Annotated in this window: 14 protein-coding genes; 6 read left to right on the forward strand and 8 right to left on the reverse strand. The window is 72.3% G+C overall.

The window, feature by feature from the left end; genetic code table 11:
• Positions 1–116: 116 nt before the first annotated feature.
• A complete protein-coding gene (locus ACIDOF_RS16770; RefSeq protein WP_409006665.1) occupies positions 117–1,820 on the reverse strand; it encodes an alkaline phosphatase D family protein in 1,704 nt (567 codons plus the stop codon).
• 74 nt (positions 1,821–1,894) lie between these two features.
• Positions 1,895–2,581 carry an HNH endonuclease family protein gene (locus ACIDOF_RS16775; RefSeq protein ID WP_409006666.1) on the reverse strand — a complete coding sequence of 229 codons (687 nt, stop codon included), beginning with the start codon at positions 2,579–2,581 and terminating at the stop codon, positions 1,895–1,897.
• A gap of 394 nt (positions 2,582–2,975) precedes the next feature.
• On the opposite strand from ACIDOF_RS16775, the gene ACIDOF_RS16780 reads away from it, so the two are divergent.
• Both ACIDOF_RS16780 and ACIDOF_RS16785 read left to right on the forward strand, forming a co-directional pair.
• Complete coding sequence (locus ACIDOF_RS16780; protein ID WP_409006667.1) at positions 2,976–3,557, forward strand: TMEM165/GDT1 family protein; 582 nt, start codon at positions 2,976–2,978, stop codon at positions 3,555–3,557.
• A 260-nt stretch (positions 3,558–3,817) separates the two neighbouring features.
• Positions 3,818–4,495, forward strand: coding sequence for an HAD-IA family hydrolase (locus ACIDOF_RS16785; RefSeq protein ID WP_409006668.1), 678 nt, complete (start codon positions 3,818–3,820; stop codon positions 4,493–4,495).
• Between the two features lie 176 nt (positions 4,496–4,671).
• On the opposite strand, the gene ACIDOF_RS16790 is transcribed toward ACIDOF_RS16785, so the two are convergent.
• On the reverse strand, positions 4,672–5,655 hold the full coding sequence (locus tag ACIDOF_RS16790) for a peptidoglycan-binding domain-containing protein (RefSeq protein ID WP_409006669.1): 984 nt from the start codon (positions 5,653–5,655) through the stop codon (positions 4,672–4,674).
• Between the two features lie 336 nt (positions 5,656–5,991).
• Here ACIDOF_RS16790 and ACIDOF_RS16795 point away from each other — a divergent pair, with 336 nt between their 5' ends.
• Positions 5,992–8,055 (forward strand): DHA2 family efflux MFS transporter permease subunit, encoded by a 2,064-nt coding sequence (locus ACIDOF_RS16795; RefSeq protein WP_409006670.1) that lies wholly within the window; start codon positions 5,992–5,994, stop codon positions 8,053–8,055.
• Between the two features lie 103 nt (positions 8,056–8,158).
• Here ACIDOF_RS16795 and ACIDOF_RS16800 read toward each other — a convergent pair whose 3' ends face one another.
• Both ACIDOF_RS16800 and ACIDOF_RS16805 read right to left on the reverse strand, forming a co-directional pair.
• The gene (locus ACIDOF_RS16800) at positions 8,159–8,650 is read right to left on the reverse strand and encodes a GNAT family N-acetyltransferase (RefSeq protein WP_409006671.1); all 492 of its coding nucleotides are present in this window, start codon (positions 8,648–8,650) and stop codon (positions 8,159–8,161) included.
• A gap of 177 nt (positions 8,651–8,827) precedes the next feature.
• A complete protein-coding gene (locus ACIDOF_RS16805; protein WP_409006672.1) occupies positions 8,828–9,154 on the reverse strand; it encodes an antibiotic biosynthesis monooxygenase family protein in 327 nt (108 codons plus the stop codon).
• Between the two features lie 170 nt (positions 9,155–9,324).
• Between ACIDOF_RS16805 and ACIDOF_RS16810 the strand changes: the two genes are divergently transcribed.
• Positions 9,325–9,717, forward strand: a complete 393-nt coding sequence (locus ACIDOF_RS16810; RefSeq protein WP_409006673.1) for a hypothetical protein — start codon at positions 9,325–9,327, stop codon at positions 9,715–9,717.
• An 89-nt stretch (positions 9,718–9,806) separates the two neighbouring features.
• Positions 9,807–10,931: a serpin family protein gene (locus ACIDOF_RS16815; protein ID WP_409006674.1), complete on the forward strand. Its 1,125-nt coding sequence runs from the start codon at positions 9,807–9,809 to the stop codon at positions 10,929–10,931.
• Between the two features lie 21 nt (positions 10,932–10,952).
• On the opposite strand, the gene proP is transcribed toward ACIDOF_RS16815, so the two are convergent.
• Both proP and ACIDOF_RS16825 read right to left on the reverse strand, forming a co-directional pair.
• Complete coding sequence (gene proP, locus ACIDOF_RS16820) at positions 10,953–12,353, reverse strand: glycine betaine/L-proline transporter ProP (protein WP_409006675.1); 1,401 nt, start codon at positions 12,351–12,353, stop codon at positions 10,953–10,955.
• Positions 12,354–12,727: 374 nt separating this feature from the next.
• Positions 12,728–13,972: a cytochrome P450 gene (locus tag ACIDOF_RS16825; RefSeq protein ID WP_409006676.1), complete on the reverse strand. Its 1,245-nt coding sequence runs from the start codon at positions 13,970–13,972 to the stop codon at positions 12,728–12,730.
• Between the two features lie 281 nt (positions 13,973–14,253).
• Between ACIDOF_RS16825 and ACIDOF_RS16830 the strand changes: the two genes are divergently transcribed.
• A complete protein-coding gene (locus ACIDOF_RS16830) occupies positions 14,254–15,423 on the forward strand; it encodes a steroid 3-ketoacyl-CoA thiolase (RefSeq protein WP_409006677.1) in 1,170 nt (389 codons plus the stop codon).
• Between the two features lie 82 nt (positions 15,424–15,505).
• Here ACIDOF_RS16830 and ACIDOF_RS16835 read toward each other — a convergent pair whose 3' ends face one another.
• On the reverse strand, positions 15,506–15,949 hold the full coding sequence (locus ACIDOF_RS16835) for a transglycosylase SLT domain-containing protein (RefSeq protein WP_409006678.1): 444 nt from the start codon (positions 15,947–15,949) through the stop codon (positions 15,506–15,508).
• Between the last annotated feature and the right edge of the window lie 70 nt (positions 15,950–16,019).

Below are 16,019 nucleotides of genomic sequence, written 5' to 3' on the forward strand. Positions count from 1 at the left end.
CCCGCCGTTGTGGGCCGGATCACGCCCCTCACGTCACACCTGGGTACGGCGGCATCACGGCCCGCGAACCTGGGGCCGTCACCCGGTGACGGTCCCGGGCGTGAACCCCGCGCCGGTCACCCGGAGATGACCGAGTCCCGCACCCGCTCCAGTCGCGCCGAGCCGTCCCGCCCCGCGCGGGCCCGGTCGAGGGCCAGGGCGCCCCGGCGGCCGCGCAGCGTCAGCGTCATGAGGTGGTTGCCGAACCACGGGCCGCCCGTCCGGCGCCAGTCGACCTTCGCGCGGGCCGTCCGGCCGTGCCGGGCGAAGCGGCGGCCGAGCGCGCGCCCGGCCCGGCTCCAGCCGAAGCGGAAGCCGAGCCGTATCGCCACGTGGATGGAGTTGTGCATCGGCGAGCAGGTCAGCTGGAGCACCCGCACGTCGGAGCGCGGACCGTCGCCGCGCGGCCACGTCGGCTCCGCCACGTACGCGTGGTGCACGTCGCCGGAGAGCACGCAGATCGACGCCGGGGCGTCCGGGCCGCGGCCCGCCTCCGCGATCAGGTCGGTCAGTGCGGCGAACGACTCGGGGAACGCCGGCCAGTGCTCCAGGTCGCTGCGGCGCCGCAGGTCCTCCGCGAACCTGGCCCAGCGCGGGCCGCGTTCGCCGCGCGCGAGCGCCGCGTTCCAGCCCTCCGCGTCGTGCACGAGGTGCGGCAGCAGCCACGGCAGGGACGTGCCGAGCAGCAGGTGGTCGTAGGAGCCCGGCTCGTCCAGGGCCTGCTCGCGCAGCCAGCGGGCCTCCGCCTCGTCGAGCATCGCGCGCCGCGACTCGTCCAGGACCCGCGCGGCCCGGGTGTCGACCATCAGCAGGCGGACGCGGCCGAAGTCGCGGCGGTAGCTCCAGCGGCATTCAGAGGGGGCCGGCGCGGAGCGCTGTCGTTGAGGGGCGGTGGCCGGGAGACGGGTGGGCGGGTCCTGGTCCGCGCGGGCCGCGAAGGCGCGCAGCGCGTCGGTGCCGTCGGCGCTCGCGCGGACCTCCGCGTACACGGGGTCGGTCTCCAGGTCGGCGGGCGGGAGGTTGCCCAGGTGCTGGTAGACCCAGTACGACATCAGGCCGCTCAGGAGGCGTTCGTTCCACCACGGGGTGGCGCGCATCTCGGCGAGCCAGGCGGCGCTGGTGTTCCAGTCGTCGATCACGTCGTGGTCGTCGAAGATCATGCAGCTGGGCACCGTGGAGAGCAGCCAGCGCACCTCCGGGTCGAGCCAGGACTCGTCGTAGAGGTGGGCGTACTCCTCGTAGTCCGCCACCTGGTCGCCCGGGGGTTCGCTCAGGTCGCGGCGCTCGGCCAGCCACCGCTTGGTCGCCGGGGACGTCATGTCCGCGTACACCTGGTCGCCGAGCAGCACCAGGACGTCGGGGCGCTCGGCCCGCGGGTCGGCGGCGAGCCGGACGGCGAGGGTGTCGAGGGCGTCCGGGCCCATCGGGTCCTTCTCGCCGGTCGGGGAGATCGCCCAGCGGCAGGAGCCGAAGGAGACCCGCACCTCGTCGGCCGGGTCGGCGGGCGTGCGGATCGTGGACGGCGGGAACGGCGAGTCCGGCAGCGGCCACACGCGCTCGCCGTCGAGCAGCACCTCGTACGCCGTCTCCGTGCCCGGCGCGAGGCCCTCGACCGGGATCAGCGCGTAGTCGTGCCCGGCCACGCGGAACGTGGGCGTCGAGCCCTTCGCGCCGTCGGCGCAGCGCACCTCGGCCGTGCACGGGCGGTCCGACTCGACCCAGACGGTCGCCGTCTCCCCGTCCACGTACCGCAGCAGCGGTCCCAGGCGCAGCTCGGCCATTCGATCACTCTCCTCCGTCGCCCCGTACGGTACGGAACGACGGAGGGGAGTGGACAGGTTCCGGCTGTTGCAGCTCAGCAACCGTTGAGGATGCCCTCCAGGGCCTGCTTCTCCGCGGAGTCCACGGTCATGTCGTAGTGGTGCTTCACGTCCACCCACATCCGGGCGTACATGCAGTGGTACGAGGACTCCGGAGGCAGCCACTCCGCGGGGTCCTGGTCGCCCTTGGACTGGTTGACGTTGTCCGTGACGGCGATCAGCTGCGGCCGGGTCAGGTCGTTGGCGAAGCCCTCCCGCTGGTCGGTCGTCCAGGAGCTCGCCCCGGACTTCCAGGCCTCGGAGAGCGGGACGACGTGGTCGATGTCGACGTCGGACGCGGCGGTCCAGGTCGCGCCGTCGTACTCCGAGAACCAACTCCCGGACGTGGCCGCGCAGCTGGAGTCCTGCTCGACGTTCTCGCCGTCGCGCTTCAGGACGACCTCGCGCGTGTTGCAGGCGCCTTCCTGGGTGCTCCAGTGCGGGAACTTCTCGCGGCTGTAGCCGTCCGACGAGCCCTCGGCCCGCTCGGTCAGCTCACCGAGGTACGTACGGGCCGTCGCCGCGTCGACCGGGGTGGGCGGGGCGGCCTGCGCGGGGGTGCCGGACAGCAGCGCGGTGCCGGCGACGAGGGCCGCGGCCGAGGCCAGCACGGCGATGCGGCGGGGGCTGAGGAGAGGGCTGCGGTGCGCGGCGGTGCGTCGACGCGCGTAGACACCTGACATGCGAACTCCCTTGGGGTGGGGGGTAGTTGGCCGTTCCGGGCCAAGTCATGGTGGCGCTCCGGGGTTTCCGTGGGGTGAGCGCCGGATGACAGGGTCCCGTCAATGGCGCGCACACATCAAGAGTTCTGCCGAATCGTCACCGTGGCGTGCCCGTAAGGGAGTTGAGCCTTATCCGGATATTGCGGTGGGAAGCGGGCGTTGTCGGCCCGGGGTTCGGCCCGGGTTCGGCCGCGGGGTCCGGCTCGGCGTCCGGCGCGGCTTCCTGTCCGGCTTCCTGTGTGGCGTCCCGTGCGGGAGGGGGCGGCAGGGGGTCCCGTAGGCTGGAGGTGCGGAAGGGGAGCGGCCCGGCCGGCCGCCGTGGGCGAGACCTTCGGCCCGACCGATTGAGGAACCCTTGATCAGCTTCAGTGTCACGGCGCTCGTGTTCGGCGTCGTCCTCCTCGCCGAGCTCCCCGACAAGACGGCGCTCGCCGGGTTCGTGCTCGGCACGCGCTACCGCGCCTCGTACGTCTTCGCCGGGGTCGCCGCCGCGTTCCTCGTGCACGTCGCGCTCGCCATCGCCGCAGGCAGCGTCCTCACTCTGCTGCCCAACCGCATCCTCCAGGCGCTGACCGGGGTGCTCTTCCTCGGCGGCGCGCTGATCCTCCTGATGAAGCGCGACGAGGACGAGGAGCGCCTCAGGCAGCCCGAGAACCAGGGCTTCTGGAAGGTCTCGCGCGCGGGCTTCATGGTGGTCCTCGTCGCCGAGTTCGGCGATCTGACGCAGATCATGACGGCCAACCTCGCCGCCCGCTACGACGACCCGCTCTCGGTCGGCCTCGGCGCGGTGCTCGCGCTCTGGACGGTCGCGGGCCTCGGCATCGTCGGCGGCCAGGCCGTCCTGAAGCGCGTGCCGCTGCGGTTCGTCACCAAGGTCGCCGCGATCGTGATGCTCGCCCTCGCGGGGTTCAGCCTGTACGAGGCCGTGGCACCGTAAGCCGTCGTTCTTGACGCGCTGACCTGCGCGGACGTCGCTGCCGTCGGGGCTTCGGGCGAGGTTGTGGGCTGCGCCCGGGCGGGGCGTGCGGGCCGGAATCGGGCAGGGCGGTGGCGTAGGGCCGCCCTCGTTTTGTATGTTGGTGGAACAAAGTGGTTCCCGCCTGTTCTCCCTGACCGGCGGGCGGGACCCTTTGGACCTTCCGGCCCGTGGGGCTCCGCGCCCCTCGGGCTTCCCCACGCCCGTCCAGGAGCCTGCCGATGACGGCCACGCCTGCCACCGTTCTGACCGCCCGCGCACTCCTGCTCGACATGGACGGCACGCTGGTCAACTCCGACGCCGTGGTGGAGCGCTGCTGGCGCCGCTGGTCCGAGCGGCACGGCCTCGACTTCGACGAGGTCATCAAGGTCGTCCACGGCCGCCAGGGCTACGCCTCCATGGCGGTGCTCCTGCCCGACCGCCCCATGGCCGAGAACCACGCCGAGAACCGCGAGATGCTCGCCCAGGAGACCGCCGACGTCGAGGGCGTCGTCCCGATCGGCGGCGCCCCCGCGTTCATGGCCTCCCTCACCGGCCTGCCGCACGCCCTGGTCACCTCGGCCGACGCCGCGCTCGCCAAGGCCCGCATGGGCGCCGCCGGGCTCGACATGCCGCTGATCCAGGTCACCGCCGAGTGCGTGGGCGCGAGCAAGCCGGACCCGGAGGGCTTCCTGAAGGGCGCCGCCGAACTCGGCGTCGAGCCCGCCGACTGCATCGTCTTCGAGGACTCCGAGGCCGGGATCGCCGCGGGCCGCGCCGCCGGCATGCGCGTCGTCGGCGTCGGCCCCCGCGCCGCCGCGTTCGGCCCGGACGCCCACGTCCTGGATCTCGACCAGATCGAGGTCGAGGCGACGGGGGACGGCTCGGGGACGCTGCAGGTGCGGGTTCTGGCGGGCTGAACTTCCTTCCCTGTACGGGGAGTTCGGGGTCCTGCGACGGGAGGTCCGGGTTCCCTGGGCGGGGAGTCCCGGCTTTCGCTCGACGGGGGAGTTACGGGTTCCCTCGACGCGGAGTCCCGGCTTTCCCTCGACGCCTCGACAGGGAGGCACATTCAGCGGGGCTGAGGCCGGGGGCGTCAGCGTGACGCGGTCGCGCTCGGCGTCCCGTCCGGCTCCCGCGTCTCCGCCTCCAGGGCCCTGCGGGTGGCCGGCCCGTACACGCCCTGCGGGTCGCCCGTGATCCCCTCCGCGTACTGGTAGCGCGCCACCGCGTCCTCCACCAGTACGTCGTACCTGCCGTGCTCCGGACCCGCGTAGAAGTAGCGCTGGCTCAGCCGGTTCTGGAGTTCGCGCACCTCGGGGCCCTCGTCGCCCTCCCGCAGCACCGGCGGCCGCGGTGACCTCGGCGTGCCGATCGAGCCCGTCGCGGACGCGGTCGGCGGCTCCGGCGTGACCGGCGCGGTACGGGTCGGCGTGCCCGAGCGGGTGGGCCGCTCCGCCCCCGACCGCGACGCCTCGGCCACCGCTTTCGGCGACCGGGACGGCGACGGCGTACGGCTGGTGGGCTGTGTCGCCGTACGGGCCGTTGTCGGGGCCGTCGTGGGGTGGTCGGGGAGCGCGTACTCGTGCTCCGGTGCGTCCGAGAACAGGGTGGTCGCTGTTGCCGCCACCGCTGTCACGGTGAGGGCTGCCGCTGTGGCGGCGAGGAGCGTTTTCCGGCGCGGGCGGTGGTGTTTTCCGGCGGGGCGGTGGGGTGTTTTGGTCTCGGGGAGGGGCGGTGCTGTGGCTGAATTCGGCTCCTCGGGCGGGAGCATCGGGCCCTTGGGCGGGAGCATCGGGCCCTCGGGCGGGAGCAAAGGGGCTGTCGCGGTCTCCGCAGTGGGCGTTTTCGGCGCGTCCGCTGTCGCCGGGGCCGTGCCTGCGGCCGGACCATCGGGTTCGGGAGCCTCGGGCAGCGATACGTAGGGCCGGAGCCGCAGCAGGTCGAAGTCCTCGGCGGCGGCCGCCTCCGCGCTGCGGGTGTCGCGGACCGCGTCCGCCGTACGCCGCGCGCAGCCGCAGGCCGGACCGCCGTGCGCGGCCCTCGGCGTACCGCACTGCGGGCAGCTGAGTGCGCTCACCGTCGGGTCCCCCTCCCGTGGTCCCCCGGAGCCTCGCGCCGGGGCGATCCGGGGGCGATTATGCAGCGCCGCGGGCCTGCCGCCCAGGGACTGCCCGGCCACTCCGCGTCGGCCCTCTCCGCGTGCACCCTCTCCGCGTCCACCTCTCCGCGTTCGCCGCTCCTCGCGCGGTCTCCGGAGCCGGCGGCTTTTGAGCTCCCGAAGCTCCCCAAGCTGCTCGACAGGCCGTGGCGGGCCGGACCGACCACGATGGAGTGGGCGGGCCCCGCATCGAGGACGGCGGGCCCCTTTCCGGTTTCCGTCGCGGCAGCGCCCCGGCGGCTCGAGGAGGAGTCGATGACGACGACGGACCAAGGGGGCGGCGGCCTCCCGAAGGCCCCGGGCGCGGAGCACGGCCACGGCAGCGTGCTCGTGTCCATCGGCGCTCTGCTGCTCGGCATGCTGCTCGCCGCGCTCGACCAGACCATCGTGTCCACCGCACTGCCGACGATCGTCAGCGAACTCGGCGGCATGAAGCACCTGTCGTGGGTCGTCACCGCGTACATGCTCGCCTCGACCGCGGCCACCCCGCTCTGGGGCAAACTCGGCGACCAGTACGGGCGCAAGAAGCTCTTCCAGACCGCGATCGTCATCTTCCTGATCGGCTCCGCGCTCTGCGGCATGGCCCAGAACATGCCGCAGCTCATCGGCTTCCGCGCGCTGCAGGGCCTCGGCGGCGGCGGACTGATGGTGCTGTCGATGGCGATCGTCGGCGACCTCGTGCCGCCCCGCGAACGCGGCCGGTACCAAGGCCTGTTCGGGGCCGTCTTCGGCGCCACGAGCGTCCTCGGACCGCTGCTCGGCGGCCTCTTCGTCGATCACCTCTCCTGGCGCTGGGTGTTCTACGTCAACCTGCCCATCGGTGTCGTCGCACTCCTCGTCATCGCCGCCGCCCTGCACATCCCGGTCCGCTCGCAGCGGCATGTCATCGACTACCTGGGCACGTTCCTGATCGCCTCGCTCGCCACCTGCCTGGTCCTCGTCGCCTCGCTCGGCGGCACCACCTGGGCCTGGGGCTCGGCGCAGATCATCGGGCTCGCCGTGCTCGGGCTGGTGCTGCTCGCGGCGTTCGTCGCGGTCGAGCGCAGGGCGGCGGAGCCGGTGCTTCCGCTGAAGCTGTTCCGGATCCGCACGTTCACGCTGTCCGCGGTGATCAGCTTCGTCGTCGGCTTCGCCATGTTCGGCGCGATGACCTACCTGCCGACGTTCCTGCAGGTCGTGCACGGCGTCTCGCCGACCATGTCCGGCGTCCACATGCTGCCGATGGTGCTCGGGCTGCTGCTGTCCTCCACGGTCTCCGGGCAGATCGTCAGCCGCACCGGCCGCTGGAAGGTCTTCCCGGTCCTCGGCACCGCAGTCACCACCCTCGGCCTGCTCCTTCTGCACCAACTCAAGCCGACGAGCCCCAACTTGGAGATGAGCACCTACTTCTTCGTGTTCGGCCTCGGCCTGGGCCTGGTCATGCAGGTCCTCGTCCTGATCGTGCAGAACGCCGTCTCGTACGAGGACCTGGGCGTCGCCACCTCCGGCGCCACCTTCTTCCGCTCCATCGGCGCCTCCTTCGGCGTCGCCATCTTCGGCACGATCTTCGCGGGCCGCCTGGAGGACAAGCTCACCACCGCCCTCGCAGGCCTGAACCTGCCGCCCGGCACGGCCTCCGCCCTGGAGGCCGACCCGCGCGCCATGGCCCAACTCCCGCCGGGGGCACGGCCGTTGGCGGTGGAGGCGTACTCGTCGGCGATCACCGACGTCTTCCTGTACGCGGCGCCCGTCGCCCTGGTCGCGTTCCTGCTGTCGTGGCTGCTCAAGGAGGACCGCCTGCGCGGCTCGGTCACCGCCCCGGAGATCAGCGAGACCCTCGCCAGCAACCCCGTCGAGCGCTCCTCGCACGACGAGGTGCTGCGCGCCCTGTCGGTCCTCGGCACACGCGAGGGCCGCAAGGAGGTCTACGAGAAAATCACCGCACGCGCGGGGTACGACCTGCTCCCCGCGGCGAGCTGGCTGCTCCTGCGCATCCAGCGGCACGGATCGGTGGAGCCGGCCCGGCTCGCCGAGCACAGCGTTGTACCGCTGCCCGTGGTGCAGGCCGCCGCCCGGCAGGTCGAGGAGCGGCACCTCGCCCTGCGGGAGGGCCTGATGCTGGTCCTCACCGAGCAGGGCCGGGAAGTGGCGGGCCGCCTTGCCAGGGCCCGGGAGGCGTCCCTGGCCGAGCTGCTCGGCGACTGGTGGGGCCCGGACCGCCCGACGGACCTGAAGCAGCTCGTGGAGGAGCTGAACGCCGAACTGTGCGGCTCCGACAGCGAACGCCCCCACGACGGCGCCGCGACAGCGACCGGTCGGCAGCGCACTGCGGGCCGGTGACGCTCGGCTTCCTGCTGCACGCGCGCGTGGTGCTGTTTTTCGCGCACGGCGGCTACGTGTTTTCGGGTACGGCGGCTGACGGCGGCTGTTCGGGCCCCGCGGCTCAGAGCTGCTTGCCGTACCAGATCTCGCTGTACGGGCCGGTCGAGTACGCCGGGATCTCCCGGAAGCCGTGCCGGGCGTAGAGGGCGCGGGCCTCCACCAGGTCGAGGCGGGTGTCGAGGACCAGCTCGCGTGCCCCGAGGCCCCGCGCCGCCTGTTCGACGGCCGTCATGAGGGCGGTGCCGCCGCCGCTGCCGCGCAGCGCGCCGTCCACGTACACCCTGGTCAGCTCGGCCCGTCCGGAGTCGAGGAGCCGCAGTCCCGCGCTGGCGGCCGGGACGTCCCCGTACCAGCCGACGAGCAGGGCGCCGGTCGGCGGCGCGAGGTCGGCGCCGGTCTCCGAGGCGACGCCGCGCTCCAGCTCGTCGGGTGCGGTGCGGCGCCCGGTCTCGCGCAGGTACCAGCGGTCGCTCACCTCGGTGTAGTACGCGCGCCAGAGGGCGGCCGCGGTGGCGGAGTCGTACGGCTCGGGCCTGACGGTCCAGGAAGTCATGGGCCGATGTTCGGGCGGAGGCACGCGCGCGTGCAACGGGATTCCGGCCGGGGGGGAGGGGGGGCTGGTGGTGGCCGTGAAGGGGGCGCCGGGCGACGCCCCCTTCAGGTGCCCCTTCGGATGCCGTTCAGATGCCGGTTCAGGTGCCGGTTCTGGTGCCGGCCCTGGTGCCGGTTTTCAGGCCTGCTTCGGCGGGGCCTGCTGGATGACCTCGAACGTCCACACCGTCGAGCCGGTCGCCGCGGGCTTCGGGCGCTCGCCGCCCTCGCCGCCGCCCTGGTGGGCGGCCTTCATCGGGCCCTCCATCCAGGCCTGGAAGGCGGCCTCGTCGCGCCAGCGCGTGTACACCAGGTACTGGTCGGTGCCCTCCAGCGGCTTGAGCAGCTCGAACCACTCGAATCCGTCGGCGCTCTCGACGGCCCCCGCGCGGGAGGCGAAGCGCTTCTCCAGGACCTCGCGCTGCTCCTGCGGCACGGTCAGGGCGTTGATCTTCACGATGCTCATGGCCCCATCCTCTCGCACGAGCCACCGCCCGCCCGGCGACCCCCTGTGGGCCGAGTCACGTACGGGGGACACCGGGGCGACCTATCATGCGGCGGCGCGCTCGACCGCGCCCCAGATCCGGAACGGGCCTCCCGACTCCCGCGAGGCAACGGCGACTTGAAGGAGCGTACGTGCTCGAACTCACCATGGCCTCGGTCGCGGCGGCGGAGTCCGGCGCCACCGCCGGCATGCTCATGGCCGACGAGGACAGCGCGCCGGGAGCGGTGCTGCGGGTGGGCCGCGACGGCGCCGTCTGCCGGCTCGTGCCGCCCGAGGACTGGCTGTTCGTGTCCCGCGCCCACCTGGAGTTCCGCTGCGGCCAGGACCTGACGTGGAGCGTGACGTGGCTCAAGGGCTCCCACCCCGACCCGTCGTCCCGCGTCCGCCTCGTCACCGACGGCGCCTCCCACGACCTGCCGTACGGCGGCACGGTCCAGCTGCGGTCGGGTGCGTCCGGCGAAGTGGTCATCGAGGACCGGACGAGCCCGCGGAGCGTGCACGTCGGGTTCGACCACGAGGCGTAGCGAGGGCGTTCACCCAGGTCAGGGGCTTTGTCAGTGGCGCCGCGCATACTTGGCCGCACAAGTCGTCGCGGACGAACGGGGGATGAGCGATGACCGAGCAGATCGACAAGGTGCTTCCGGGCGCGGAGGTGCGCCGCCTCGCCGAGCGCTGGCTGCCGCAACTGGGCGGGGGCGACACGGACTTCGCCTGTTCGCCCACGGGCCTCTGGCTGGCCCTGGCGGCGATCGCGGCGGGCGCCGGAGGGCGGACGGCGGACGAGCTGCGCAACCTGCTCGGCGTCGCGGGCGAGGAGGCGGCCGGCGCGGCGACCGAGGGCGCCCGTGCCCTGGCCGGAACGGACGCCTTGGCGGTGGCCACGGGCGTGTGGAGCAGGGTTCCGGTCTACCGCGCGTACCGCGAGGGGCTGCCCGACGTCGGCTTCGGTCCCATGGACCCGGCCGGGATCGACGCGTGGGTGGACGGTGCGACGGGCGGGCTCGTCCCGAGACTGCCGGTGCGGATCACCGAAGCCGTCCAGCTCGTCCTGGTCAACGCCCTTGCGCTCAAGGCGCGTTGGGACATCCCGTTCCAGGGGGCGGCGACGCGACCGAGGACGTTCACGGACGCGGCGGGCCGGCCGCACGAGGTCGCCACGATGCACGGCCCGGTGCCGCCCGGCCAGGCCTGGGACGTCACGTCGACGGACGGCCGTCACGCGCGCGTGGTGGAGCTGGCCTGCGCCGCGCCCGAGCAGGCGTCGTCGGCCGCGGCGAAGGTGCGGTTCGTCCTCGGGGCGCCCGGCGCCGAGCCCGCTCAGGTGCTCCCGCTGGCCTGGGCGCCGCCCGAGCGCCGCCGCGACATCGACGCGGACGCCGTCCGCCTGGCCCTGCCGAAGCTGTCCCTGCGCACCACCGTCGAGGCCGTACGGCACCTGCAGGCGCTGGGCGTGCGGCAGGCGTTCCTGGACAGCGCCGACTTCTCCGGCCTGTCACCGGAGGAGCTCGCCGTCTCGCAGGTCGTGCAGGAGACGGTCGTGAAGGTCGCCGAGCAGGGCGTGGAGGCCGCCGCGGCGACGGTCGTGGCGGCGCGCGCGGGCAGTGCCTACCACCCGCCCGAGCGCATCGAACACATCGCGTACGACCGGCCCTTCGGCCTGGTCGTGCTCGACGGGAGCGGCACGGTCCCGCTGTTCACGGCCTGGCAGGCCCAGGCTCCGACGGCGCCCGGAAGATGAAGCGGTCCGGGGTGCTCGACTTCAGCCCTGCGCTCCGGACGTGAGCGCGCGGGCCTCGTCCTCCGTCTCCACCGCCGGGGGCGAGCCCGGCAGCGGGCGGCGGGCGCTCTCCGTCATGAACCAGACGGCGACACCACCGACGACGGCCGCGGCCATCATGTAGTACGCGGGCATCATCACGTCGCCGGTGGCGCCGATCAGCGCGGTCACGACCAGCGGGGTGGTACCGCCGAAGATCGACACGGAGACGTTGAAGCCGATGGACAGGGAGCCGTAGCGCACCCGGGTCGGGAACAGCGCGGGCAGGGTCGACGGCATCGAGGCCGTGAAGCACACCAGGAGCAGTCCGAGCGCGCCCATGCCGAGGGCGATCGCGAGGAGCGAGCCCTGCCGGATGAGCAGCAGCGCCGGCACGGAGAGCAGCAGGAAACCGGCACAGCCGAAGGCGATGACGGGGCGGCGGCCGATGCGGTCGGTGAGCCGGCCCGCGAACGGCTGGGCCAGCATCATCAGCGCCATCACGCCGAGGACGACGAGCAGGCCGTGCGTCGAGTCGTAGTTCAGCTCGCTCGTCAGATAGCTCGGCATGTACGAGAGGAGCATGTAGTCCGTGACGTTGAAGACCAGGACCAGGCCGACGCACAGCAGCAGAGCGCGCCACTGGCCGACGACCATCTCGCGCAGTTTCACCTTCGGACGCGACTCCTCCGCCTTGTCCAGCTCGGCGGCGAACGCGGGCGTCTCCTCGAGCCGCATCCGCAGATACAGGCCGATGAGCCCCATCGGACCGGCGATCAGGAACGGGATGCGCCAGCCCCAGGAGAGCAGGTCGTCGGTGGAGAGCAGCGCGGTCATGAGCGTCACGAGACCGGCGCCGCCGATGTAGCCGGCGAGAGTGCCGAACTCCAGCCAGCTGCCGAGGAATCCGCGCTTCTTGTCGGGCGCGTACTCGGCGATGAACGTGGAGGCGCCTGCGTACTCGCCGCCGGTGGAGAAGCCCTGGACCAGGCGCGCCACGAGCAGCAGCGCGGGAGCCCACAGGCCGATGGAGGCGTGCGAGGGGATCAGACCGATGGCGAACGTGCCCGCCGCCATCATGATCATGGTGAGGGCGAGCACCTTCTGCCGCCCGATCCGGTCGCCCAGCGGACCGAACACGAGCCCGCCGAGGGGGCGTACGAGGAAGGCGGCGGCGAACGCGCCGAAGGTGGAGAGCAGTTGCGCCGTGGGGTTGCCGGAGGGGAAGAAGACCTTGCCGAGCGTGACGGCGATGTAGCTGTAGACGCCGAAGTCGAACCACTCCATGGCGTTGCCGAGTGCTGCGGCCTTCACAGCGCGCTTGACCATGGCGGGGTCGGTGACGGTGACCTCGGAGGGCCGCGCGGAAACGGGCGCAGTCGGACTGAGAGTGGCAGAGGACATGTGACTCGAAGATAGGGGCACTTGCCGCATTACGTACCGTGTGCGGTTCGTTGCGCGACCTGCGAAAACCCCGTCTCACCAGTGTCGTCGGGGCCTCGCAAGGGTCGTGCGGCACGTCCGTCTTGTGATCTTTGTCGCGGGCGGACCGAGGTTATCCACAGGCTCAGCGGGATGTGACGCAGGGCTCATAGGATCCGGGCACGGGGACTCGGAACGGGGGAGGTCGACGGGTGTCGTGGCTTGTCGTGGAAGGAGTGCGGCGCGCGTGCCGGGGGTTGCGCGCGCGCCTGGGATCGGGCGGGAAGCGCGGTTCGGGGAGGCGTCAGCGGCCGGGCGGGAGCGGGATGTCGGGCGGGAGTCGAGGTGGCCGGTGGTCAACCGGCGGTCACCTGAAGCTCCTTGATCCCGTTCAGCCACGCGGCTCGCAGGCGGCGCGGGTCGCCGGCGAGGCGCAGATCGGGGAGGGCGTCCGCGAGGGCGTTGAAGATCAGGTCGATCTCCTGGATGGCGAGGGACTTGCCGAGGCAGAAGTGCGGCCCGCCCCCGCCGAAACCGAGGTGCGGATTGGGGTCGCGGGTGATGTCGAACCGCTCGGGCCGGTCGAAGACCTCGGTGTCGAAGTTGGCGGAGGAGTAGAACAGCCCGACGCGGTCGCCCGCCTTGACCGGCACGCCGCCGATCTCGGTGTCCTGCGTGGCGGTCCGCTGGAACGCGGTGACGGGGGTGGCCCAGCGGACGATCTCCTCGGCGGCGGTCGCGGGCCGGTCCCGCTTGTAGAGCTCCCACTGTTCGGGGTGGGTGAGGAACGCGTGCATGCCGTGGCTGATGGCGTTCCGCGTGGTCTCGTTGCCGGCGACGGCCAGGAGCAGCACGAAGAAGCCGAACTCGTCGGTGGACAGATTGCCCTGGTCCTCGGCGGCGACGAGCTGGGACACGATGTCCTTCGCGGGGCACTGCTTGCGGTCGGCGGCCATGTTCATCGCGTAGCCGATGAGCTCCATCGCGGCCTCGGCGCCGACCTCTTCGGTGATGGCGTACTCGGGATCGTCGTACGCGATCATCTTGTTCGACCAGTCGAAGATGCGCGCCCGGTCCTCCTGCGGGACGCCGATGAGCTCGGCGATCGCCTGCAGCGGCAGCTCCACGGCGACGCGGGTGACGAAGTCGAAGGACCCGTCCGCGTCCAGGCTCTGCCGGGCCTCGTCCGCGATGGCGCGGGCCCGCACGCGCAGGGCGTCGGAGAGGGTGCGCACGGCGCGGGGCGTGAACCCGCGCTGCACGATCTGGCGGACCCGGGTGTGCTCGGGCGGGTCCATGTTCAGCATGATCAGCTTCTGGACGTCGATCTGGTCCCGGTTGATGTGCTCGTTGAACCGGATGACGGCGGTGTTGGTGCTGGAGGAGAACAACTCGGGATGCGTCGAGACGTACTTGACGTCGGCGTGCCGGGTGACGGCCCAGTAGCCCTCGTCGTCGAAGCCGGTGATGCCGCGCGGCTGGGGGCACCACCACACCGGCGCGGTCTGCCGCAGCTCGGCGAACTCGGGGTGCGGGATGCGGCTCTGCAGGAGGTCCGGGTCGGTGGCGTCGAACCCGTCGGGCAGCGCGGGACAGGGCATCGGCAACTCCAGTGTCGTACGACCGGCGGGCGGCGACGGGTGTCTGACGGCCCATCAGAAGTCCGAAAGGTAATAACGGGTTCTACAAGTGGCAAGGCCCGTGGCGTCATCTCTTGCGTACGCGCTGTCACGCGGTCCGTGCAAGACCCTTGCGGCGGGCGGGGGGCACTCATAAGACTGCTCTCAGAACTAGAACGCGTACTAGTTCTGTCTGTCCGTGCGTGGCGGGGTGCCGGGATCGCCCCCGGGACGGGCGAGATGCGCGAGGAGAGGACTGGCTCATGGCCGCGGAACCCGTCATCGTCGAAGCAGTGCGCACCCCGATCGGCAAGCGCGGAGGGGCGCTCGCCAACCTCCATCCGGCCTACCTGCTCGGCGAGACGTACCGGGAACTCCTCGCGCGTACGGGAATCCAGCCCGACTGCGTCGAGCAGATCGTGGGCGGCGCGGTCACGCAGGCGGGGGAGCAGTCCGCCAACCCGACGCGCACGGCGTGGCTCACCATGGGCCTGCCGTACGAGACGGCGGCGACGACGGTCAACTGCCAGTGCGGGTCGTCCCAGCAGGCCAGTCACATGGTGGCGAACATGATCTCGTCCGGGGTGATGGACGTCGGGATCAGCTGCGGCGTGGAGGCGATGTCGCGGGTGCCGCTCGGGGCGGCGTCCAAGCACGGGCCGGGCAAGCCGTTCCCCGACGAGTGGAACGTGGACCTGCCGAACCAGTTCGAGGCGGCCGAACGCATCGCCCGCAACCGGGGGTTGACGCGGGAGAACGTCGACTCGCTGGGGCTGATCTCGCAGGAGCGGGCGGCGACGGCCTGGGCGGAGGAGCGGTTCAAACGCGAGACGTTCGCGGTGCAGGTGCCGACGACGGAGGAGGAGCAGGCGGCCGGCCAGGGCATGTGGCGGCTGGTCGACCGTGACGAGGGGCTGCGGGACACGTCGATGGAGGGGCTCGCCGGGCTCAAGCCGGTGATGCCGACGGCCGTGCACACGGCGGGCAACGCCTCACAGATATCCGACGGGGCGGCGGCGATCATGTGGGCGTCCAAGCGGATGGCGCGGGCCCTCAAGCTGAAGCCGCGGGCACGGATTGTGGCGCAGGCGCTGGTCGGCTCGGACCCGCACTTCCACCTCGACGGCCCGATCGACGCGACGCGGGCGGTCCTCGGCAAGGCGGGGATGTCGCTGAAGGACATCGACGTGGTCGAGGTCAACGAGGCGTTCGCGTCGGTGGTGTTGAGCTGGGCGCAGGTCTTCGAGCAGGACCTGGAGAAGGTCAACGTCAACGGCGGGGCGATAGCCCTCGGCCACCCGGTGGGGGCGACCGGGGCGCGGCTGATCACGACGGCGCTGCACGAACTGGAGCGCAGGGACAAGGAGTTCGCGCTGGTGACGATGTGCGCGGGAGGGGCGCTGGCCACGGCCACGATCCTGCAGCGGCTGTGACGGCGGGGCCGCGGCCGGACATGCGGGCGGCCACACCCCGTGAGGGGGTGCGGCCGGATGTCCACGCGGAGGGGTCGGCTGCTCAGTACCAGCCGTTGGCCTGCCAGAAGTTCCAGGCCTCGACGGGGCTGCCGTAGCGGTCGTTCATGTAGTCCAGACCCCACTTGATCTGGGTGGCCGGGTTGGTCTTCCAGTCGGAGCCGGCGGAGGACATCTTCGAGGCGGGCAGGGCCTGGACCAGGCCGTACGCGCCGGACGAGGAGTTGGTCGCGGTGTGGTTCCAGCCGCTCTCGTGCGAGACGATCTTGCTGAAGGCGGCGTACTGCGCCGGGTCCGGGATCATCTTCTTCGCGATCTCCTGCGGCGACCCGGCGGCAGCGGGGGCCACGGCGGCCGGGGCGGCCGCGGGAGCGGCGGCGTGGGCCGGGGCCGAGGAGAGAGCCATGCCGGCGGCGGCGAGTGCCACGGCGGCACCGGCGACGGTCTTCTTCGGGGTGGCGATGCGGCGGAGAACGGAGACGGTCACGGAGAGCCTTTCAACGGGGACATGGGCGTCGCGAGGCATGCCGGTGCCGTACGGGGGAGTGGCGGGGGGC

The organism is Streptomyces sp. Da 82-17, assembly GCF_046098215.1.
Classification (GTDB): domain Bacteria; phylum Actinomycetota; class Actinomycetes; order Streptomycetales; family Streptomycetaceae; genus Streptomyces.